Genomic DNA, 22,683 nt, shown 5'->3' with positions numbered 1-22,683 from the left:
TTAAAAATGCGAAAAAAGTAGTTGCATTTTTAGGTGTAGATACATCTGTATCACAATCTGGCGATTTTACAAGCACTAAAAACAGGTTAACTAAACGTGGCTCTCGCCTAGGGCGTAAAGTTTTATTTAACCTAGCAATTAATTCAATAAAAACTAGAAAAAACGGCATTGCTGCAAACCCTGTTTTACTAGCTTATTATAAACAATTAACCCAAAGTAAACCTAAAAAAGTCGCCTTATGTGCTGTTATGCATAAACTCATAAATCACTTTTTTGCGATTCTCAGGGATCAAAAACCTTTTGAAATGAGACTACCTGAAACTCATATGAAACTGTATATAAACACTCAATTAAAAGTTGTAGTTTAACGTACATTACCAAACTAATCTTTGTCCATTGTTTGTTTAAAAATGATGGTTTATTAAGTGTACCATTTTTTAAAATAAATTTTTCGAAAAAAATTATTGACTTTTTATAACTGGTCTATACAATAAACAAAACCAGTATCATTAAAATACTGGTTAGTTCAAGTAAAGAATTATTTCTTAAGCTTTATACTGAAATAATACTTCTTTTGTAATTTTTGAGGATGTACCAATAAAGATATTAAAGTCGCCTTCCTCAATAATGTAGTTCATATTCTTATCATAAAATTTAAGTAGATCTTCATGAATAGTGAAAGTCACTTCTTTTCTTTCACCAGGATTTAAGAAAATCTTTTCAAATCCCTTCAATTCTTTCACAGGTCTTGATATACCATAAGCAGCAAGATCACGAATATAAAGTTGTACTACTTCGTGTCCTGGATATTGGCCAGTATTTTCTATATAAATACTTGCTTCAATGGTTTCACCTTGTACCATTACAGTATTACTTAGAGAAATATCCGAATATTCAAAAGTGGTATAGCTCAAACCATGACCAAAAGGGTATAGTGGATCATTGGGGATATCCATATATTTTGATCTAAAGGTATCTTTTGTATTTTCTTCATAGGGTCTCCCAGTACGGTGATGGTTATAATATACTGGAATTTGACCTTCGCAATACGGGATAGACATAGCCAGTTTTCCTGAAGGGTTATAGTCTCCAAATAAAACATCTGCAATAGCATTACCTGCTTCAGTACCTAAGAACCATGTTTCTAAAATGGCTGGAACATTTTCATCATACCATACAAGAGGAAGAGGTCGTCCATTAAACAGTACCAATACTGTTGGTTTACCAATTTTCATTATTTCTTTAGCAAGTTCATTTTGTTCACCTGGTAGATCTAATTTTCCGTAACTTCTTGCTTCACCAGTCATGTCCTTTGACTCACCTAACGCAAGAATAACGACTTCAGCTTCTTTGGCAGCCGTAATAGCTTCTTGAAATCCTTCCTGCCCCTGAACATCAATTTGACAGCCTTTAACTTTTGTAATTTGACAAGAATCTCCTACTAAATTTCTGATTCCATCTTCTAATGTAACGAAGCTATCTCTATTTCTTACGAAAGCCCAAGCTCCTTCTACTTCCTTTTCATCAGCAAATGGACCTATTAAAGCAATATTTTTTAATCTTTTACTAAGTGGTAATATTTTACTACCTTCTACTTCTTCATTTTTAAGTAATACAATAGATTTTTTAGATAAGTCTCTAGCAATTTCACGATGTTCCTCATTTAAAGATATTTTTTCTAACATTACAGGATCTATATATGAATAAGGATTATCAAATAATCCCATTTTATATTTCATCGTTAAAATTCTTCTTACAGATTCATCAATTTGACTTTCATTAATTTCTTTATTATCAATTAATGTTTCCAACGTATTTGTATAACAATCAGAAACCATTTCAATATCTAATGTGGCATTAATACATAACTTGCTAGCTTCTGTTTGGTTTTTTGCACAACCGTGATTTATTAATTCACCAACTGCTCCATAGTCAGAAAGAAAAATACCTTTAAAGCCCATTTCTTCACGAGCTAAAGTTTTTAACAAGAATTCATTTGAAGTACATGGTGTTGCATCCCATAAATTAAAAGCTGGCATAATGGAATCTATACCCGCATCAATAGCAGCTTTAAAAGGTGGAAGATAGACTTCTCTCAGTTCTCTTTCAGACATATCTACTGTATTATAATCTCTTCCGCCTACTGCTGTACCATATCCTATATAATGTTTTGCACAAGCCATCATATAATGACCTTCACCTGGTTTACCAGTTTGAAAACCGTCTACTTGAGCTTTTGCAATTAAACTAGCTAAATAAGGATCTTCGCCAACACCTTCAGTACATCTACCCCATCTAGGGTCTCTAGAAATATCAAGCATTGGCGCGTTATTCCAATGGACACCCGCCATTGTTGCTTCTGTTGCGGCTACTCTTGATGCCATTTCGATAGAATTCATATCAAAGGAACATGCAAAAGCCAATGGGATAGGGTAAATTGTATCAAATCCATGAATCACATCAGCATTAAAAAGCAGAGGTATCCCTAATCGTGTTTCAGTGACAGCTAGTTTTTGATATTTATATATTTCTTCTGGGTCAACCATCCCTAAAATAACGCCCACTAATCCTGCTTTAATAGAATCATCAAAATCTCGATTACAAATAACCGCACCAAAAGGGTTAGAACCTTTAACCATTTGATACATCTGTCCTATTTTTTCTTTTATTGTCATTTTTGATATTAAATCAGTAACTTTTTTATCTATTTCAATATCACTTTTTTTATTCATAGGTTTATCATGAAATTTTTCCATTTCTGTTATGATTGTTTTATTATTTTCCATAGTGTCCTCCATCATACACATTATTTTTAACCTTTTACTGAACCCGCTATACCTTCAACAAAGTATTTTTGCAAGCTAATAAATACAATAATAATTGGAATTAATGCAATAGCACCTCCAGCAGCAATACCAGTCCAGTCTACCACATTCTCTCCTTTTAATACGTATAGCCCGACAGATAGTGTTCTGATACTTTCGTTACTTAAAGTTAAAGTTAATGGTAATAAGAATGAGTTCCATGTCCAAATAGATTGCATAATGATTACACTACCAATAATTGGTTTTGCAAGAGGAAACATAATTAGTGCAAATGTTTTGAAGAAACCACAACCATCTATTTTGGCAGCTTCACCTAATTCTTTTGGAGCTTGAGCAAAAAAACTAGCAAACAATAAAATATAGATGATATGATTCCCACCAGATTCCGCTAATATAAGACCTAAACGACTATTTACCAAACCTAAATTTTTTAACAACTGATAGATTGGTATTATTGTGAATCCAAGAGGAATAACCATACTAGCTAATAAAGTAGTCATTATAATTTTTTTACCTTTAAAATTAAATTTTCCAAGTGCATACCCTGTCATGGAGGATGCCATGAGTACTAATAAGACCGTCGCCGTTGTTACAATGATGGAATTAATAAAATAGGTTTCAAAATTTGCCTTTTGCCACGCACGAATGAAATTATCAAAAGTAAAATTTTCAGGTATTAGACTTAATCCCCTCTTAAATAACTCATCTTGAGATTTAAAAGAGGCACTAACCATCCAAAGAAAGGGGTAAATCCAAACGAATGAAAGCATAAGTAATAGCGTATGTGTACCGATTGTTTTAAATTTTTTAAGCGATTGATTCAATTTATTTCACCTCCTAGATTAATTACAGCACAGCATTATTTTTTATTCTAGTTCTTAATTTATTTGCACTAAATCCGATAATTATTATTGTTATTCCAAAGAAAATACCTGCTGCAGATGCATAACCTAAACGTGGCATACCCATTTCACTTGAGAAAGCATATCGATATATATATGTAGAAACTACATCTGTAGTGAAGAAAGGACCACCATTAGTCATTGTTTTAATAATATCAAAAACCTTCAAAGAGCCTACAACATTTAATAATGCTATAACACTTCCAATAGGGATAATTAAAGGTAGTGTGATATGTCTAAATGTTTGTTTTCGATTACATCCATCCACTTTAGCCGCTTCGTAAAGTTCATTAGGAATGCTTTGTAATCCAGCCAACCAATAAATCATATTTGTTCCTAAACCTTTCCAAGTTCCAACTAATATAACAGTAACTAAAGAATATTTAGGATCACCTAACCAATTAACAGGTTGGTCAATTAATCCAAGATTAGTGGCTATAAAATTCACAGGTCCGTCTGTCCCTAAAATAAAAATCATTATAATTCCAACAATAGATGCTGTTGTAACTACGGGAAGGAAAAACAATGTTCTATACGCAGTAGAAAATTTTAAAGCTTTATTGTTTACTATTAAAGCCAGTGCTAGTCCCAACATTAACTGTAAGGGTACAATACCAAACATGTACTTAAAACTATTAAAAAAAGCATTCCAGAAATAGGGGTCTTTTGCTACAGCAATAATATTAGCCATTCCAACGAAATCTTTATTAACACCTAAACCAGACCAGTTTAAGGTAGCATAATAAAAGCTATTAATTATTGGCCACCCTGTAAATAGTAAGTATAATGTGATGGTAGGTATCATAAAAGCCCAACACCATAAATTATCTGTTTTTATCTTGGGTTTTATATTTTTTTTCATTTTATGTGCTCCTTTCTAAACATTAAAAACTTTCTAGGCACAAGTGATAAAATAGAGTACATGATGATAAGTATTTGAGATTTGATACATGTACTCTATTTTATAAAATTGAAATTAGTAGTTAGTCATTGGATCCCAATCAAAGTTGAAATCATCTTTGGAAACATCAACACCCTTATCCTTAGCTGCTTCAATAGCATTATTAAATGCCTCATTAATTCTTTCATCTAAAGATTTCAAATTTCCATCAATATCTGTGATGGCACCAGCAACTACACCTTGTAGAAGATCACCAAGACCAGGACTCACATCGTTATACTCTACGTATACTGCAGAAGTATTTGGATTTTCAATTTTAGGATGAGGTGCTAATCTGCACATTTCCATAGAATAATCGTAATAGTCTTTTAAAATCGGATGATCTAAGTACTCATCATTAATACCTTTAAGTGTAGAGAAAAAGATACCTTGTGAAACGTTATCCTTTTGGTAGTCATATTCATTAGAACTTAAAGCTTCAATATACTTCATTGCTTCTTCAGCATGTTCCGATGCAGCAGAGATTCCTAATCCTGAAGCAGCAAGATTCATTGCTACAGAGCCAGTTCTACCACTATCAGGTATAACTTGAGGGCCTACACCAAAATTTAAGTCTGGGTTTTCTTTTTCCCATACACCAACACACCAAACACCTTGAATAATGAAACCCGCTTGTCCAGCACCAAATAGTGCTCTAGCTTCAGGTGCAGAAATGCTCATTGTACTTGGGTGGAAGCTGCCATCTTCAGCAATTCCTTGAAATAATTCAAAGGTTTCTCCCATAACAGGATCTGAATAAGCACCTTCATCAGTCAATAAACTAACAGGTGAAACTGATGATAATCCTGTACCACCTAGCGCTGAGAAGTCACGAGCAGCAGCATTCCATCTTGGTAATTGTTGCCCGCCTTCAATAATGCCATAAAATTCACCATTGCCGGCTTCAGTAATTAACTTGGAATATTCTCTTAATTCAGCGAATGTACGAGGTGGTTGTTCAGGGTCTAATCCTGCTTTTTCAAATAAATCTTTGTTATAGAAAATTGCAGTAGATGGAAGGTCAATAACATCAGGTACTGTATACATCTCTCCATCAATCATATTTACACCCTCTGCCCAAGAACCATCAATAAAGCGTTCTTGAAAATCTGGTGAAGCCAATGGAGTAAGAGACTGAATCCATCCATCTTTTGAAACTGCATCCAAATCCATACCTAATGGTACTGGGAATACATCAGGAGCATCTCCAGAGTTAATGGAAGATAGTATAGTATTCTTAAATTGATCAGAAGTTAATACAGTGTAATTAATTTTAACATTAGGATTATTTGCTTCGTATTGTTTATGAAACTCATCTCTTAATTCTTTTGAAGAATCATACCAATCCATTACCTGTAGTTCAATAATTTCTGAGTTATCGTCCTTTGCATCGGAAGATGTATCATTTTTGCTAGTGCTACATCCGATTAATGAAAATATTAAAAGTACTGTCAAACAAATGCTAATAACTTTTTTCATATTAATCCCCCTTAATGTCTGCTGTTTGCAGCGCGATTTATTTTATAGTATTATATTATCTAAACAAACGTTTTCAGTAAAGATGAAGAAATATCATCCTGAAAGGAGAAAAACCATGGTTTATCTTGCAACAATATTCCTAATTATCTTAATTATTAATACAATTAAACGCCCTAGTAATAGTACGTCGTTATATATATTTGGGGCAATATGCGGATGGGGCCTTTCATTATTAGGTTTTTTACAGTACTTAGCTAAACTGAATCAATATTATATTATAGCAGAGTACTTTTATTATTTTCCATCAGCTGATTGGATTAATCTTATATATTCAAGTAATAATATAATGACTGTTATACGGTATATAAATTTTGGTACCATATTGTTTATGGGATGTATTTATGTATACATGATTTCTCTTTTATATGATTATAAAAAACCAAAAGTTATTATATATTTACCTTGGTTACTATTACTGTTACAAGTTATTTTATATGATCCATCGATTTATAAAAATATATATAGAATATTGTTAAATGCCAATAACTTAAATATTGGTTATGAAGAATTTAATCATTTCTATAAGTGGTTCCATTTTTGTTTAAGAACTTTTAATATATGTCTTTTACTCATACCTTTAATTTGTATAATATATCGATTTTATAAAAGGCGCAATTTACCTATTATCAGAGAGTTCTATTTGCTAAATACCATTTGTTTAAGTGGTAGTATTATTATGTATCTTACTGCATTTTCATGGGCTCCCGCTGTTTTAGTTAGTGTATATCAAAGAACAACCTATTTAGTTTATGAGCAACCAAATTTCAATCCTTCGACTATATATACCATATATCCTTACTTATGCTTTATCTGTTTTGTTCTTCTTGTATGGAGTAGCTTAAAATATAAGTCTTCCAAGAAAATGATGACCTCAAAATATTTAAGTAAGGAAAATAGACTAAAGAAAAACAATTTAGGCATGAGAGCTTTTAGCCATGGTTTAAAGAATCAATTGTTAGCTATACAATTTGAAAGTGAACTACTAATTGATGAATTAGATGATAAAAATAAAGATTTAAAGGAAAGTGCAGAAACCATATATACTATTGCAAAAGATACCATTAAAAATTTAAATCTAGTCCATGAACGTATGAAGACACAAAGTATTATTTTAGAAACTATGAAAATTAATGATTTTTTAAAGGACTTTATATTAGATGTGAAGGTCCAATTACCCGAAAAAATCACCTTGGATTATAAGCTTTGCCAAGAAAATCCAATGACTTTTCTTGATGAAGATCATATAAAAGAATGTTTAAAAATAATTATTAAAAATGCTATCGATGCTTTTGAAGGAGAAGATGGAAAAATCACAATTCTATCAGAGGTTATTAATGAATGGGTTATCCTTTCCATTAAGGATAATGGAATAGGTATGGATGAAATAACTAAGCAAAATGTTTTTGATCCTTTTTATACAACCAAAACAGGAGATCATAACTGGGGTATTGGCCTCTACTATGTGCGTCAAATAGTTAATGCCCTTAATGGTAATGTGGTTGTTGACAGTGAAAAAGGCAAAGGAACAGAAATTAGAATTTTATTACCTGTGGTTATATAGGGATGAAGATTTTTAAACCCTATATAAAATTTTATAAGTGAGACGTTTGAATTTAAACTAATATACTCAATGAGGTGGTAGGAAATGGACAAGATAAATGTAGTTATAGTAGATGATATTCCTTCTGTGACCAAGAGGATAAAAAGAATACTGCAAACAGATGACGAAATCGGTATCATTGAAACAGCAAATAATGGTTATGAAGCAATTGTGGTTACTTCTATCCATAAACCTGATGTTATCTTAATGGATATCGATATGGAGACTCGTACGGCAGGGATTAAGGCTACTCAAGAGATACTAGCTTATTACCCTAATGTAAAGGTTGTTATGCTAACAGTATATGAAGAGGACGAAATGATTTTTAATGCCTTTCAAGCAGGCGTCGTGGACTATGTTCTAAAAGATGCTAGTCCACAAATCATTAGGTCAGCGGTTAAAGATGCTTATTTAGACTGTTCCCCTATTCGACCTAAGATAGCAAAAAAATTGCGTAATGAATTTAAGCGTATTAAAACCAATGAAGAATCATTGCATTTTTATATTAATATAGTCGCTACACTTACATTTAAAGAACTTGAAACTTTAAAATTGCTTTGCAAAGGCAAAAGTCGTTTAGAAATAATGGAAATACGTTTTGTTGAAGAATCAACGATTAAATCGCAAATTAGGAGTATTCTAAAAAAATTCAAAGCTGAGAATACAAGAGAAGTAATAGAAATTGTTAATCGTTTAAGGATATTAGAAATGTTGGATTAAAATTAGAAAGGTTAAGTCATTTAAATATAGAATAATACACCAAAGGAGGGGATATATTTAATACCCGCCTCTCCTTTGCTTATTTAAAAGCATCTGGATGCTTTTCTTTTAACATTTCAATACCATATTCTCTACCAGTATTTTTTAAATGCTCACAGTAGGATAGTAAATTTTGGTGTGTTGCATGATAAGGACCCCCTTCTTTAAGTACAGTCCATAAAGGATCTATTTCACTATCCATTGTTTTCATCATATCATCGTGCCACTCATTAAGAAGGTATACAGCTTTCATGCATACATCTTTATTTTTCTCAGCCACATTATGTTCCTCAAATGGATCTTCTTTTACATTGAATAGCATTTCATTTTGGAAAAGATGAAATCCATCATGATATGTGCGCATATAGATCCAATCATCAAAACGTACACTTCTTTGACATACATGAGCACATTGGCTTAAAACGAGATAGTCTCTTCCGCAATCTGCACCTTCTAAAAGAGTAGAAGCATAACTTTCACCATCCCATGATTGCGCAGGTTTTGATCCTAATAATTCAGCTAGAGTTGGTGCTAAATCTAAATTATAGTGAAAACCGTTATCTTCATGATTCATTTTACCACCAGGCCACTTGACAATCATAGGAATTCGGCAAGTAATGTTATCAGCAGTACCATGTTCACCATAAATGCCTAATTCACCCATGTTCTCACCGTGATCGGAACTAATAATAATCGCCGTATCCTCTAAGATTCCTTCTTCTTCTAAAGTCTTAAAGATATATCCAATATGATCATCCATATGTTTGATACCACAGTCGTAGCCATCAATCATACCTTTCACATCATTTAAATTTTTCAATTCTCCAGGATAACGTGGGTATTCAGAACGGATTTTATTATTATACATATTTATTTCATGGGCAGAGTGCGGACCAATTTTTTTCAAGTGTTCTTGAAAAACTTTTTCTGTAATCCAAGTAGGAAGTGGATCATTTTCAAATGGATTTCCAAAGGAGTATGGTGCTCGGTAAGGAGTATGTGGATCCCAGAAGTTAACTTGTAAAAACCAATTATCTTCCTTCGCGTTTTCTTTTAACCATTTTATTGCAACAGGTGAAACTTCTTCAGCAGATTCGTCACCACATTTACCTGTATTATACATTTCATTAAATCCTGCGTTGAACCACCATGCTGAATGTCTCTCAGCAAAAGGACTAATAGATACAGTCTTCATGTTTTGTGTTCGTAGAAAGCTTGGTAAATTTTCGAATCCAGCTAAATCTTTAAAACCACGTGTTTTACCATCAAGTCGTCGATCAGCTGCGGTGCCACCATGTCCAACAACACCTGTATGAATACCAAATCTTCCTGACATTAATGCGCTCCTTGACGGAAGGCACGGTGCATCCGAACAATAATAATTATTAAATTTAACTCCTTCATTACATATTTTATCAATATTTGGAGATGTATTTCTGGTGTAGCCATAACAACCTAGATGGTCAGGTCTTAACGTGTCTAAATCAAGATATAAAATTCTCATATTAAATCCTCCTATAATGTGGCTTAACCACTGTCTTATAGGATTATGGTAAAATATGAGCCCTGAATTGTAAAGCTGATATTTTATCAACCTTTTTTACTTATTATACCAGTATCTTAAAATACTGGTTAGTTCAACTATTTTAATTTATGTACAACTACTTAGATATACTTGTTTTAAAAGTACCACTAATCTCTACGTAAGGTTTCTATCATAATTATAATGGAAATAAGTTTATTTATCTAAATAGCAACTTATCTGATATTGAGCAAACAAATACTTGTTGCCACGAAAATAATATTTTCTATGGGGTATCTTATCTATGAAGAATAAGAAAAATACTTGACTCATCAACTTCTTGAATTTGGTATTCATACCCTGATAAATCTCCAATCATTTTCAAATCATTTGGAGTATGTGTAATTGCTTTAAACCCATCCTTACAACTTATAACCCCATCCTTTGTTTTATCTAAATCAAGTTCCCCCAGTAACCCCTTATCAGCCTGCTCTTTAAACCACATTAGCCTATACTCCCAGAATTTTTCACTATAAGTACTGAAATAAACTTTTCCACCACACTCAACCATTCCCAAAATCTTTTCAATCAAGTCTGACGATGTGACCTTCATTGCAGACAAACCGTTTTGCAAACAAAGTATCACATCGAACTTTTCTTTGAATGTAAGATTAGTTGCATCCATGATCGTAATTTCCGCATTGGGAGTATCCTTCAAATATTCCTTGCCTAAGGCAACACTTTCATTAGAAATGTCAATACCAACAATTGATTTACAATTACCTGCCAATTCCTTTACAATACGTCCATAACCTGCACCTAATTCCAAAACCCTTTCACAGCCTGTCAGCTTATTTCTAACAAAAGAAATCTCCGCATCCAAATACTGTTTTACTCTGGGGATTTTTGTTTCGTACACCTTAAATAGGTTTTGTGAATTTAGCTTTTGTGCATAATAACTATTTCCCATGATTAATTAGCCTCCTTATATTTTTTAGTACTACATCGCCAAACAATAACTGCTTTTCTAACCTCTCTTAATAGCAATGCGAAATAACATTCGCCAAGGAACCCAGGGTAGCAAAAACTTCCACCCTGGGTCTCTTGTTAATATTTACTCTACATTAATAATCTTCCAATTAAAATCTCTATAAATCAAATAAAAGTTAAGGTTATTCTTTAAATTATCCTCTTGATAAAATGAAGTATTCATATGAAATACATCTTCTTCTCCTTTATAATTTCCTATATATGACAACTCAAAATTAGCATTCACAAATTCCTCATATTGGTTCACTGTATTCCATGGAAAATCATCTACATATTTATCATTTATATAATTTTCTGCAGCTTTGATATTACCATTATGATATGTGCATAAAAATTTTAAAATTATATCATTGGTCATCTGCTGTCTATTGTCATTTTTTCTATTAAAATAGTCATAAGTTTTTGTGGAAAATGATTTTTCAAATGGAATTAAATACTCATCATTTTATTGATATTATCCAATTTATCTTCTTTATTAATAGAATCAGGATTAAATATAATTTCACAATTAACATTATATTTATATGATTCTTTATTAATACTATAAGGTTTACTATAAAAATAATTGATTTTTAATATTGCTTTTGTTATATTCCATGGTAATTTTAGATTAAATAGAAAATCAGGATATTTACGATGCTTATACTCAAAATTATACTTTTCAACATTCTTTACTAACACGCTGAATTCGTCAAATTCTATATACTTACCAATATAATATGTATCTACTTGAATCCGGTGTTGAAAATAAAAAAACGTTGAAATAATGATCCATATACTTATAATCAATAGTAATATCCACTTTATACTTCCTCTTTTCTTCACCCTCACTAACCTCCCAATAATACTGTTATATTTGGTTATAAATAATATCTTACAATATTTGTCCACCATTCTCACACTCAAGATATACATATTTTATACTATTAAATTTTACCACAACTTCTTCAATATTTACATTTTTAAGGAAGTTACAAGTACCTTTGTGGGACAAACTCCTTTGGACTACTTGCTCAATAGTAAGTGACTAATGGTACTATGCAAATGACTCTTCAAAATAATATACTAAAAAAAGAGGAGGGTATATATGAAAAGAATTTTTAAAGGTCTTTTTTCAATTATAATAGTTGTATTTATAGCTTCGGTTTTTATTTATACCTTTATGAATAAAACAGAGGTAACAGAGGATAATATAACAGCTACTTTGAAAAACCATAGCTACCAAGAAGTTGATATTGAAGGTAAAACTGCGTATAGTTTGTATAAATATACAAGCGGATTTAAGCAGAAATCAAGGAAATCTAATGTTAGTTTAAATGAGATTAGATTTTATGTAGACAACACTTACTTATATTCAGTAGAATTTTCAGATCCAACTAACACAGAAAAAAATGCGTCTATTATTGAGATTGATGATGAATATTATAAAGTAGACTATGACTTTTATAAGTTAATAGATAAAATTTCAAAAAAATATAGTATAACCTTTGATTAAAATACTTATGCATAATGACTTAAGCCACAAAGTGGTGACTTAGGTCATTTTTTTATTACCGAATTAATTACTCTAATGGCTAATATAGTAACTATAGCTACATTGTAAATAACTTGTGCCTTTAATATTATAGAATTAGGTGAAAACAGGAGAATTAAAATTTTTAAGGAGGATTACGATGACAAAAGCACATGAGGTAGATTACAAATTATACGGTGAGCAAATTTAGTCTAATAAAGTAAGGGTGATATTATGAAAATCAAATGCTTAGCTTTAGTTTTAATTTTAGTAATATTTACTGGATGCTCTAAGGTAGAAGAATTCACAGGAGGTGTAAAAGAAGTAAAAGATACCTACGATGAAGTAAAACAGCAGGTAGATGATAACCTAAAAAATATTAAATCCAAAGATCTAGAAAAAGTGAAAAATCTAGAAAAAGTAAAAGTAATTGAAGGCGTTGCTGATATAGCAAACTTTGGAGAGTTTGAGCCTACTGAGTTTATTAGCAGAGGCGAAGAAAGCATTTCTGATGGTTTTGTTACAGAGTATTACTCATCAGCTAGTTTTGAAAAAGTAGTTTCTCATTATAAAACTATGCTAGAAGGTAGCGAAGATTATGATATTACTGAATATCCTAGCAGCTATACTCAAATGTGTGGTATGGTGGGAGATGTTTTTGTACAGCTAGGAATTGAAAAAAACGATGATGATAAAACATATATTGTTTATCAATATGAAAACCCTACACAAGCTACAGCTAATAATGAATCAAAAAGTAGTGTTGAAACTACGTCATCTGATTTCAGTCCAGAGTTTGATGAATTTTATAATAATCAAATTGAAATTTTAAAAGGTAATCCAGATATTATTATTCGTGAAGAAATAGGCAAGTTGGATTTTGAAGAAATTAAAGAAGATTGGAATACACTTGGTTATCCAGAAACTGTATATATGGATCTTGTTATTGTATCAGAAGATCCTGAAACAGGTCCATTTAATGCTACTGCTGATGTTTTTATTAAAGGCGATAATATCAACATGACTATATATACAGAATTCGGAGAAATTACCGGCATATACAATGCTAGTAAAAATGAAACATATTACAAAAATAGTATGGCTGTTGGTTCTGATACAGAAGTTGGCTGTACATTACCCTTTAGACTCCTTGATCTAAATGATTTTCAATATATTGAAGACTCTATAGGCGAAGGAGAATATATGCCACAATATTGTGAATCACCAAAAGACGGAAGCAAAGATGCATTAATATGGTTTTTTCATGGTGATACATGGGGCCATTTTGGCTATGACTTTGATAAAAGAGTCATACATGCTTATACAGAAGAAGGAATGGAAACTGTATATAACGATACCTATCCAAAAGGTAAAGATTTCCCTTATTCTCACCACTGGCATGCTACTGAAATAAAAACTGGTATAGATATAAAAGATGATTTATTCACTTGGTAAAGGAGAAGATTATGAAAAATAAATTTATTGTATTACTAATTTCAATAATGCTTTTAAGCACAGCTTTAGTAGGCTGTGGTGCTAAAGAAAAGGTTAATGAATCACAAATTGCAGACAAAAGCACAGAACAATCAGAAACTAAACAAGAACAAGTATCAGATAATGATGTGCAAAATGAACTAGCAGAAAGAGCAAAAAAAGAAGGTGTATCAACATCAAAAATGCAAGCAATGATAGATGAGCTAACTACCATGACTGCTGAGAAATATGGGGATACGGCTGAAAACTATAAAGCTAGCCTAAAGTCTGAAGGCAAAACTCCTTTTGACGAGTTTGCTACTGCCGCTGACTATATGGGAATTACTATCAAAGAGTATTATGAATTTGAAAAACAAAAGCCTGAAATGTCAGCAGAAGATAAAGAAACTATGCAAGGCATGCAGGATGCCGTGAAGGAACTTGAAGGTCTTGACATGTCTGAATTTAATGGAGATGTTGAGGAAGCTCAAAAAGTATTAGAAGGATTAACCGGTGCTGGCGACAGGGAGGTTACTGGAGATTATCGTAAAGTTGGCAAATATGAGGTAGCCGAAATATTAAGCGAAGAAAACAATGTAAGTGCAGGTGTATATCAAGTTATGTATAATAGTACAGCAAAAACTACGGATATTGTAGAATATTTTAACAACTTATTTGTAGGAACTCCTGATTATGTCTGTTTTAATGGTGGTGATATGGGTGCTAATATGCAAGGCACTCTAAATGGCAGCATAGCAACTGTACTAATTGACAATGAAGATGGTGATGATGTGACAGTTGTAGAGTTTGGATACATGGGGGAGCTTACGAAAAAGTAGATAGTTCTATTGCAAAGCAAAAAACACGGCCTATTAGATAGAGATTTTACACTTAAATTCCAGTAAAAATTTCACTTTTACTGGAATTATATTTTTATGCGAACATATTTTCTTGTTATGATTCTTTTTGGTCAAAACTAAAATAGTAGATTTTGATATGATAGCAAGGCGAAATATATTCTTCTGGCTTTTCAAATATATTTGCCCTCACTGGATTTAAATATGTATATGATGCACTTCTTCTTCCTATTAACTTTCCTAATGGTTCGGTATCTGTTTCAATCATTAAATGAACATGATTATCCAAATTTTTTTTCTACCCAGTGTTCCTTGGCGAACCTTTGGTGCGCCTAAAGGATACTAAATTCTATTGTTAGAATAAAATAATCTAATTTTTTTCTTTACTATTTTAGATACAGAAGTATCTATCACCGAAAGTATTCTTTTGGGATCATATATCTCTGAATTTTCTTCCAAAAATTTTCTTAACTCTTCATTAAATGCTTTTCTCAAATCAGTATCAATATTAAATTTGTTTATACCTTTAGCAATTGCTTTTTTTATACTTTCTTCCGGAACTCCAGATGATCCATGTAGCACTAATGGTACGTCAATTGCATTTTTTATATCTTCTATCCTTTTAAAGTCAATTCTAGGTTCCCCTTTATAAGGACCATGAGCTGTCCCTACTGCTATTGCTAAGTAATCTACTCCTGTCTCTTCTACAAACCTTTCAGCCTCTTTTACGTCAGTATACATAGCCTCAGTTTCTTTTATACTCACCTCATCTTCAGTCCCTGCAATTTTACCAAGTTCTCCTTCCACTGACACACCCATACCATGGCAAATATCTACTATTTGTTTTGTTCTTTTAATATTTTCTGCAAATTCATATTTTGATCCATCAAACATTATTGAAGTAAATCCACATCTTAAACACTTCATAATAATATTAAAATCAGTACCATGATCCAGATGCAATGCTATAGGTATCCTGATTTTCTTTGCAATTGTTGATACAATAGCAGCTAATTCTTCTACTCCCGCATATTTTATCGCACCCTGACTAACTTGAAGTATTACAGGAGATGATAATTCTTCTGCTCCTTTTACTACTGCCTTGCAAAATTCAAGATTATTAACATTAAAAGCTCCGACTGCGTAATTATTATTGTGTGCATCTAATAATATTTTTCTTCCTGTTACAAGCATTATATTACACCTCTTTCATATAAGTTCAATACATCCTCAATTGAGGGTATTGAAACTCTACCACCATTTTTTTCAACAGATAGTGCTGCTGTTATTGATGATATTTTTATTGATTTAACTATATCAAATCCTCTAGTTATACAATAAGCAAATGCTCCATGGAATATATCACCTGCTCCTGTGGTATCTAATGCATTTACTTTGTACGTATTTTGATGAATAACTTTTCCATCAGCTTTATACAAACTTCCCTTTTCTCCAAGTGTGATTATTATATTTTTCTTATTCAATTGTTCTAACTTTTTAAAAACATAATTTATACTCTCTTGTGTGTCAAACTTCTCTAATCCTAAATAATCTCGAACAAAATCCTCAGAACAGACTAAATAGTCAACTATTCTAGCAAGTTCAACATTGGCTACTTTATAAGAACCTGCATCTAATATTGATTTTGCATTTGGATATTTTTTTATTGCTTGAATAGATGCATCCAGCTCATGCCCATCTACTAAAATAGTTTCCGGTTCATCATCATCAAATGTCAATTGCAGTTGTGAGTTGTTTTTTTTATGATTAAATAAGGTTCTACTTCCATTTTTATTATTGGCTATTATAAAACTAAATGGTGTTGTGCTATTGTCATCCATTATTAAGTATTTTAAATCTACACCAATATTTTCATATTCTTCTCTAATTTTTGTACCATAAATATCATTTCCTAAGATTCCTGCATATCTACAACTCATGCCCCATTTAGCTATTAGGTATGCTGCATTTCCAGCAGGTCCACCACCACACTCTAAAACTGTTTTAACACCGTATTTTCTGTTTTCTACTGGAAATTCTTCAAGTGGAAGTGTAATATCATATGCAGAATGCCCTATGCATAATATTTTTGTCATGGTTTCCTCCAATTTTAAAATGCCCTTTCGGGCATTTTAATTATTTAATTAGTTTATTTTTCCCTACTCATACATTTCAATATTATTATTTATTGCATCATGCTTTGTTTTCATAAAATTTGGTATAAGCAATACTGCTAAAATCACAGCAATTATCGCATAAATTCCAACTGTGCTAAAACTACTAGCTGTCTTTCCAATTAAGATACCAAGAACACCAAAATCAAAATCACCAAATGTTGTATTTTCAAATCCTAATCCGCCTAACACTGGCAATAATACAGCTGGTAAAAACGCTAGTCCAAGTCCATTAACAAATGATCCAAATATAGCTCCTCTTCTGCCTCCTGTAGCATTTCCAAATATACCTGCTGTAGCACCGCAGAAGAAATGTGGTACTAGTCCGGGAATAATAAGAACTCCACCAATTCCTCCAAGTATAAACATTCCTACAACTCCACCTACAAAGCTACAAAGGAATCCTATAATTACTGCAGTTGGTGCATATGTGAAAAATACGGCACAATCAACTGCTGGTACTGCATTAGGTATAATTTTCCTTGATATCCCTTGAAACGCCGGAATTAACTCTGCTAAAATCATTCTTACACCGTTATATACAATTGTTACTCCAACAGCAAATTTAAAAGATGACATTATTGCAAATACTATAAAGTTTGTACCACCAGATAATTCAGCCTCTATATAAGTAGGTCCTGCTGCTATAGCACCTATCAAATAAAACACCAACATTGTAACTGCAGTTGAAATAGTAGTATCTCTAAGAAAACCATATTTTTCAGGTATTACAATATCCTCTGTACTCTTTGATTTATCTCCGACTAATTTTCCTATCCAAGCAGATAAATAATATCCCAAACTACCAAAATGTCCCATAGCGATGTCATCACCATCAGTTACTTGAAGTGTATACTTTTGACCAATAGCTGGTGATATTGCACTCCAAGCGCCTAGAATAAAACCACCTATTAATATTAAAGAAAATCCTTCAAATCCTGCTGTCCCTAATACAGCTGATAATAAACAAGCCATATAAAAACTATGGTGTCCAGATAAAAACACATATTTATATTTTGTGATTCTAGCTATTAAAAGGTTCATAAGTAGACCTGTCAATAAAATTGACATTGTTTCTACACCCAGCACCTTTTGTGCAACAGCAACAATAGCCTCATTGTTAGGAACAACTCCTGTGATATTAAAACCTTTTTCTATCATGGAGCCTAGTGGTCCTAAATTTGCTACAATAAAATCAGCTCCTGCACCAAGCATAATAAATCCTAGTATCGGTTTTAATGTACCTACAATGACTTTACTTGCTTGTTTCCGTAATGCTATTAACCCTACTAATGAAATTAGTCCCATAAGTATTGCTGGTTGAGTTAATAAATCTTGAGATATAATTTTTAATAATTGCATAAAACTACCTCCTTTTATTTGACTGGTATTTATTTACCAGCTTTTTTCAGTAAAATTTCTAAAATATCCTCTTTTATTTTCCTTTTATTTGTATAGCTTCTAATAACAGCTACATCCTTATTTTCAAATTGCTTGGCCAATTCTTTTATTGTTACTACTAAATCACATGGTTTACCCTGTGCTGAATTAAAGTCAGTAGATTCTACATCAGCTTTTATCCCATATTCTTCACATATTTCTTCTATTTTCATTTTAGCCATAATACTACTGCCGATTCCATTACCACAAACTGTGTAAATTTTTAGCATACTAACTCCTCCTAAAAAATATTTTATTTACCTAAAGAAATTCTTTCTATAACTTCTAAAACATCTTCTTTTTCTTTTGCATTTAATATACTTTGCACTGCTTCTTCATCTTCAAATAATACCATCAAATCTGATAGTGCCCTTAAGTGACTGCTTGAATTAATAGATGCAAAACATATCACAAGAGAAACAGGATCATTTTCTTCATTTCCAAAATTAACTGGATTTTTTAGTGTAATTAGACTTGCCCCTATTTTTTTCGCTCCCATTTCAGGTCTTGCATGAGGCATAGCTATACCTTTTTCCATTACGATATATGGCCCTATGTTTTTTACTGTGTCAACCATTGCTTGTATATAGTTATTGTTGATAATATTTTCTGCCTCTAATAGTTTTCCTCCTTTCCTTACAGCCTCCTCCCAGTCTTTTGCTTCAACATTTAGTCCTATCGTTTCCTTAAATACAATGTCTTTTAACATCTGTCCAACCTCTCTTTTATTTGAATTAATAAAACCAACCTTAATTAATTGTTCTACATCACTTTCAAGTTTTTTATAATCATTAATCGTACAACTTCTCTTTATTATTTCAATTAGATTTTTAATTTCTATTTTGCTTTCTTTTGCTCTTAAAAAATGTTTATCTAGTTTTTCTTTATCACTATCCGTGAGTATTGGATGAACACATAAAATCTTATTATCAAATTGATCCTCTATATGAATAGTACTAAGTATTATTTCCGCTTGATTTCTATTTAAGGAATCTTTCAAGTCCTTATGCGAAACTACATCAATTATTTTTACATGATAAATCGATGTAAGCTGTATAGATAACAATTCTGATGTTCCATATCCTGTATGACACACAAGTATTACTTTAACAGGTTTGATATCTTCATTTTTTATTCTCTCTATCGCCGCCGCAAAATGGATGGTTAAGTAACCTATTTCGCTGTCAGATATCTTTTTCCCTAAGCCTTCTTCAATTATCTCAGAAGATGATTTAACAATTTCATATAAACTCATATAGTTGCTTTTCACATTTGATAATATTGGATTATCTATCTCTATATCGTATTTGATTCTGTAAACCATTGGTTCTAGATGAATTAGTAAGCTTTTGTATAATTGCTTATCTTTCGTTAAATTTAATGAAATGCTTTTATCTACTTTGTCTATAAGGTTACGTGCCAAAAGTTGTTGGTAAATTAATTTATTTATATTATCATCATTATTTTCTTTCGAGTGGCTACCACCAAGAATATACTCAGCTATGTACGCAATATCATAATTCTCAAATTCTACTTGAAATTTCCCATTTAAGGTGCGACACATATGAGAAGTTACATCAAATTCTTTCGTATTAAACATACTTTCTAATTTACTAACTGAATACTCAATAATCCTAAAGTCATTTTTTATTCTCTTTATTGATGAATAAATATGAGATATTATTTTTACATATGAAATATCCGAAAATTTCATCTTTAACTCTTGCTCTACGTTTTTAATCATATCCTGAATATAACAAACCTCTTCAACGTCAATAATTCTATTCTGTATTAATTTATAACTCACCTCATTAACACTTCCATTAGAACTCTTTGACGAATTCAAAATATACCTAATTATGTCGGAATACATCTCAGAAATACATCTTCTGATGTCTTCTTCTTTCCCTTCTAATTTCAATCCATATCTTTGTTTAAAAGTAATATTGACTTTTTTTTGTTTAAAGTATTCCTTAACTAGTTTAATATCCTTTTTGATTGTACTGTTACTAGTGCAAAGTTTATGCGCCAACATATCTGTTGTAAGATAATTTTTTTCATTTGCAAAAGAATCAATTATTATATAAAATCTTTCTTCTTGAGTAAATGAATAATTTATATCATTTAAACAAGAAATACTTAAAAGAATCTTATCTTTTTCATCCTTTTCTCCAATAAACATTACTCCTCTATTTGTTTTCTTATATAGAGTGTTAACTCCTATTTCAGAAAGAAAATCATCAATTCTTTTTAAATCGTATCTAATTGCTCTTTCAGATACTGGCATTAAATTTGATAATTCTCGTACAGTTATAAAATCATTATGGTTTAATATATGAAGTAATGTTTCTGTACTTCGCTTATCTAACATTGGTGTTTCCTCCTATTCTCCTTATGGGAGATTACAAATTAATGGTATCATACACATGTATAGGTTTACAGTGTAATTTTTGACATAAATATTATTACAAAACTACCTTCCAAAAATTGTAGAACTCAAATTCTAACATTCACTATGGAACCCAGAGTAGAAAAAACTTCCACCCTGGGTTCCTTGTGAAATTGGATTAATATGATTTATACTTCATGTAAATTAATTTGTTTACTTAAATACAGTCCATGAGCAAATACTATGGTTAAATTTTTAGCATTCCCACTTAGTCACATCAAAACCTTAAAAACTATATATTATTATAACCCAATTTTTAAAGAGGTGTTAATATGAGAAATCTTAATTTAAAAAATTTTATTATAGGGGCTAATACCCCTATTGAAACTACAATGGGATTAACCCAAAGGATTTACTTTAACAATTCAGCTACCACCTTGATTTTAAAACCTGCAATGAAAAAGTTTTTTAGTCTTCTTCCAATATACACTTATGTAAATGTACCTTCATCTAATTCTGAGCTAATCACTAAAATGTACGAAAATACCAGAGATGTCATTCTTGAATTAGTTGGTGGCGACCCAAATAAGGATATAGCTATATTTACAAAAAACTCAACTGAAGCTATGAATGTATTAGCCGATGTATTCCAACAAGATGATCCTAATCAAGTTGTACTTTCAACAACCATGGAACACCTTGCAAATTACCTTCCTTATGATACGAGGATGCAAACCGAACTCATTAAGATTGGCGAAAATGGAAATATTGATTTAAATGACTATGTTTCGAAACTAGAAAAATATCAAGGCAGAGTTAAGCTAGTTGCAGTAACAGGTGCCTCAAATATTACTGGAGTAATTCCACCATACTATGAAATGGCAAAACTTGCTCACAAATATGGTGCAAAAATATTTGTAGATGTTGTTCAAGTGATTCAGCATTTACCATTCACAATGAAACCTCATAATTGTGAAGATCACATTGATTTTGTTGCTTTTAGTGCTCATAAAGCCTATACCGGTTTAGATGGTGGTACTCTAGTTGGGCCTTTTAATTTTCTAGAAAAATATCTTCCCCTTGATTTTGGTTCAGGGATCACAAAGTTTATTGATAACTCTCAAATAATATACTCCGATCCTCCTAAAAAGTATGAAACTGGTTATCCTGATGTGCTGGGAATAATAACTATGAGTACTGCACTTCAATTTTTAATGAAGGTAGGATTGTATAATATTTCCATATACGAGAGAAAACTTTATAAATATTTGTTACGTCAGATGCAAGAGGTATCTGGTATAACAATATACGAAGATAATTCTCCTTTTGTAGGTATTCCATATATATCTTTTAACTTAAAAGGGATTAGTTTTAAAACTGTTGCTAGTAAGCTAGGATCAGACTATGGAATAGAAATAGGTAACGGTAGGTTAGGTGCAGATTTATATGTGCAATTTTTATTAGGGCTATCTAACGAAGAGGCTTTTCAAGCATATATTAGTGGCAAGGGTTATGGTGTTAACCGTGTAAGCTTGGGTATGTATAATACCTTTGAGGAAATAGATTGCTTTATATATGCATTGAAAAAAATTGCATCTAGATGTTAAAGAAAATATTTATTTAGCCTTTGTAGCTGCCATTTTATAATTATCCCCACTAGCTTCATACCCATCAATCTAAGTTTGTTAACTTTTAGAACT

General features: G+C 31.6%; 21 protein-coding genes. 7 read left to right on the top strand and 14 right to left on the bottom strand.

Going from position 1 to position 22,683, the window contains the following annotated elements:
* Window positions 1–368 (top strand): transposase (locus ACQ3F0_RS10445; protein WP_428865171.1); only part of this gene is annotated, 368 nt, incomplete at its 5' end.
* Window positions 369–545: 177 nt separating this feature from the next.
* Here ACQ3F0_RS10445 and bglX read toward each other — a convergent pair.
* The 4 genes from bglX to ACQ3F0_RS10425 all read right to left on the bottom strand — a co-directional run bounded on the left by bglX (window position 546) and on the right by ACQ3F0_RS10425 (window position 6,146).
* A complete protein-coding gene (gene bglX, locus ACQ3F0_RS10440; RefSeq protein WP_428865170.1) occupies window positions 546–2,786 on the bottom strand; it encodes a beta-glucosidase BglX in 2,241 nt (746 codons plus the stop codon).
* A gap of 26 nt (window positions 2,787–2,812) precedes the next feature.
* The gene (locus ACQ3F0_RS10435; protein ID WP_428865169.1) at window positions 2,813–3,649 is read right to left on the bottom strand and encodes a carbohydrate ABC transporter permease; all 837 of its coding nucleotides are present in this window, start codon (window positions 3,647–3,649) and stop codon (window positions 2,813–2,815) included.
* 22 nt (window positions 3,650–3,671) lie between these two features.
* Window positions 3,672–4,589, bottom strand: coding sequence for a carbohydrate ABC transporter permease (locus ACQ3F0_RS10430; protein WP_428865168.1), 918 nt, complete (start codon window positions 4,587–4,589; stop codon window positions 3,672–3,674).
* A gap of 114 nt (window positions 4,590–4,703) precedes the next feature.
* Window positions 4,704–6,146 carry an ABC transporter substrate-binding protein gene (locus tag ACQ3F0_RS10425; protein WP_428865167.1) on the bottom strand — a complete coding sequence of 481 codons (1,443 nt, stop codon included), beginning with the start codon at window positions 6,144–6,146 and terminating at the stop codon, window positions 4,704–4,706.
* 700 nt (window positions 6,147–6,846) lie between these two features.
* Here ACQ3F0_RS10425 and ACQ3F0_RS10420 point away from each other — a divergent pair.
* A complete protein-coding gene (locus ACQ3F0_RS10420) occupies window positions 6,847–7,767 on the top strand; it encodes a sensor histidine kinase (RefSeq protein ID WP_428865166.1) in 921 nt (306 codons plus the stop codon).
* An 84-nt stretch (window positions 7,768–7,851) separates the two neighbouring features.
* A complete protein-coding gene (locus ACQ3F0_RS10415; RefSeq protein WP_428865165.1) occupies window positions 7,852–8,526 on the top strand; it encodes a response regulator in 675 nt (224 codons plus the stop codon).
* Between the two features lie 79 nt (window positions 8,527–8,605).
* On the opposite strand, the gene ACQ3F0_RS10410 is transcribed toward ACQ3F0_RS10415, so the two are convergent.
* From ACQ3F0_RS10410 to ACQ3F0_RS10395, 4 genes are all read right to left on the bottom strand, one after another.
* Window positions 8,606–10,069: a sulfatase family protein gene (locus tag ACQ3F0_RS10410; protein ID WP_428865164.1), complete on the bottom strand. Its 1,464-nt coding sequence runs from the start codon at window positions 10,067–10,069 to the stop codon at window positions 8,606–8,608.
* A 316-nt stretch (window positions 10,070–10,385) separates the two neighbouring features.
* Complete coding sequence (locus ACQ3F0_RS10405) at window positions 10,386–11,057, bottom strand: class I SAM-dependent methyltransferase (RefSeq protein WP_428865163.1); 672 nt, start codon at window positions 11,055–11,057, stop codon at window positions 10,386–10,388.
* Window positions 11,058–11,201: 144 nt separating this feature from the next.
* Window positions 11,202–11,495, bottom strand: a complete 294-nt coding sequence (locus ACQ3F0_RS10400) for a hypothetical protein (RefSeq protein ID WP_428865162.1) — start codon at window positions 11,493–11,495, stop codon at window positions 11,202–11,204.
* A gap of 71 nt (window positions 11,496–11,566) precedes the next feature.
* Window positions 11,567–11,962, bottom strand: a complete 396-nt coding sequence (locus ACQ3F0_RS10395; protein WP_428865161.1) for a hypothetical protein — start codon at window positions 11,960–11,962, stop codon at window positions 11,567–11,569.
* A gap of 262 nt (window positions 11,963–12,224) precedes the next feature.
* On the opposite strand from ACQ3F0_RS10395, the gene ACQ3F0_RS10390 reads away from it, so the two are divergent.
* The 3 genes from ACQ3F0_RS10390 to ACQ3F0_RS10380 all read left to right on the top strand — a co-directional run bounded on the left by ACQ3F0_RS10390 (window position 12,225) and on the right by ACQ3F0_RS10380 (window position 14,962).
* Window positions 12,225–12,632, top strand: coding sequence for a hypothetical protein (locus ACQ3F0_RS10390; RefSeq protein WP_428865160.1), 408 nt, complete (start codon window positions 12,225–12,227; stop codon window positions 12,630–12,632).
* 252 nt (window positions 12,633–12,884) lie between these two features.
* The gene (locus ACQ3F0_RS10385) at window positions 12,885–14,105 is read left to right on the top strand and encodes a hypothetical protein (RefSeq protein WP_428865159.1); all 1,221 of its coding nucleotides are present in this window, start codon (window positions 12,885–12,887) and stop codon (window positions 14,103–14,105) included.
* Between the two features lie 11 nt (window positions 14,106–14,116).
* Entirely contained in the window at window positions 14,117–14,962 is an 846-nt protein-coding gene (locus ACQ3F0_RS10380; protein ID WP_428865158.1) for a hypothetical protein, read from the top strand.
* 115 nt (window positions 14,963–15,077) lie between these two features.
* Here ACQ3F0_RS10380 and ACQ3F0_RS10375 read toward each other — a convergent pair whose 3' ends face one another.
* The 6 genes from ACQ3F0_RS10375 to ACQ3F0_RS10350 form a co-directional block, all read right to left on the bottom strand.
* Window positions 15,078–15,269 carry a hypothetical protein gene (locus ACQ3F0_RS10375; RefSeq protein WP_428865157.1) on the bottom strand — a complete coding sequence of 64 codons (192 nt, stop codon included), beginning with the start codon at window positions 15,267–15,269 and terminating at the stop codon, window positions 15,078–15,080.
* A gap of 53 nt (window positions 15,270–15,322) precedes the next feature.
* Window positions 15,323–16,177, bottom strand: a complete 855-nt coding sequence (locus ACQ3F0_RS10370; RefSeq protein ID WP_428865180.1) for a class II fructose-1,6-bisphosphate aldolase — start codon at window positions 16,175–16,177, stop codon at window positions 15,323–15,325.
* On the bottom strand, window positions 16,174–17,076 hold the full coding sequence (locus ACQ3F0_RS10365; RefSeq protein WP_428865156.1) for a carbohydrate kinase family protein: 903 nt from the start codon (window positions 17,074–17,076) through the stop codon (window positions 16,174–16,176). The genes ACQ3F0_RS10370 and ACQ3F0_RS10365 overlap by 4 nt, the downstream gene beginning before the upstream one ends.
* A 63-nt stretch (window positions 17,077–17,139) precedes the next feature.
* Window positions 17,140–18,516, bottom strand: coding sequence for a PTS ascorbate transporter subunit IIC (gene ulaA / locus ACQ3F0_RS10360; protein WP_428865155.1), 1,377 nt, complete (start codon window positions 18,514–18,516; stop codon window positions 17,140–17,142).
* A 29-nt stretch (window positions 18,517–18,545) separates the two neighbouring features.
* Window positions 18,546–18,824 carry a PTS sugar transporter subunit IIB gene (locus ACQ3F0_RS10355; protein ID WP_428865154.1) on the bottom strand — a complete coding sequence of 93 codons (279 nt, stop codon included), beginning with the start codon at window positions 18,822–18,824 and terminating at the stop codon, window positions 18,546–18,548.
* Between the two features lie 23 nt (window positions 18,825–18,847).
* Window positions 18,848–20,965: a BglG family transcription antiterminator gene (locus ACQ3F0_RS10350; RefSeq protein ID WP_428865153.1), complete on the bottom strand. Its 2,118-nt coding sequence runs from the start codon at window positions 20,963–20,965 to the stop codon at window positions 18,848–18,850.
* A 350-nt stretch (window positions 20,966–21,315) separates the two neighbouring features.
* On the opposite strand from ACQ3F0_RS10350, the gene ACQ3F0_RS10345 reads away from it, so the two are divergent.
* A complete protein-coding gene (locus tag ACQ3F0_RS10345; protein ID WP_428865152.1) occupies window positions 21,316–22,590 on the top strand; it encodes an aminotransferase class V-fold PLP-dependent enzyme in 1,275 nt (424 codons plus the stop codon).
* Window positions 22,591–22,683: the final 93 nt, after the last annotated feature.

This window comes from Clostridium sediminicola (assembly GCF_050402865.1).
Lineage (GTDB): Bacteria > Bacillota > Clostridia > Clostridiales > Clostridiaceae > Clostridium_AF > Clostridium_AF sediminicola.
Note: the sequence above shows the minus strand (reverse complement) of the source record. Positions and strands in the feature narration are given on the sequence as shown.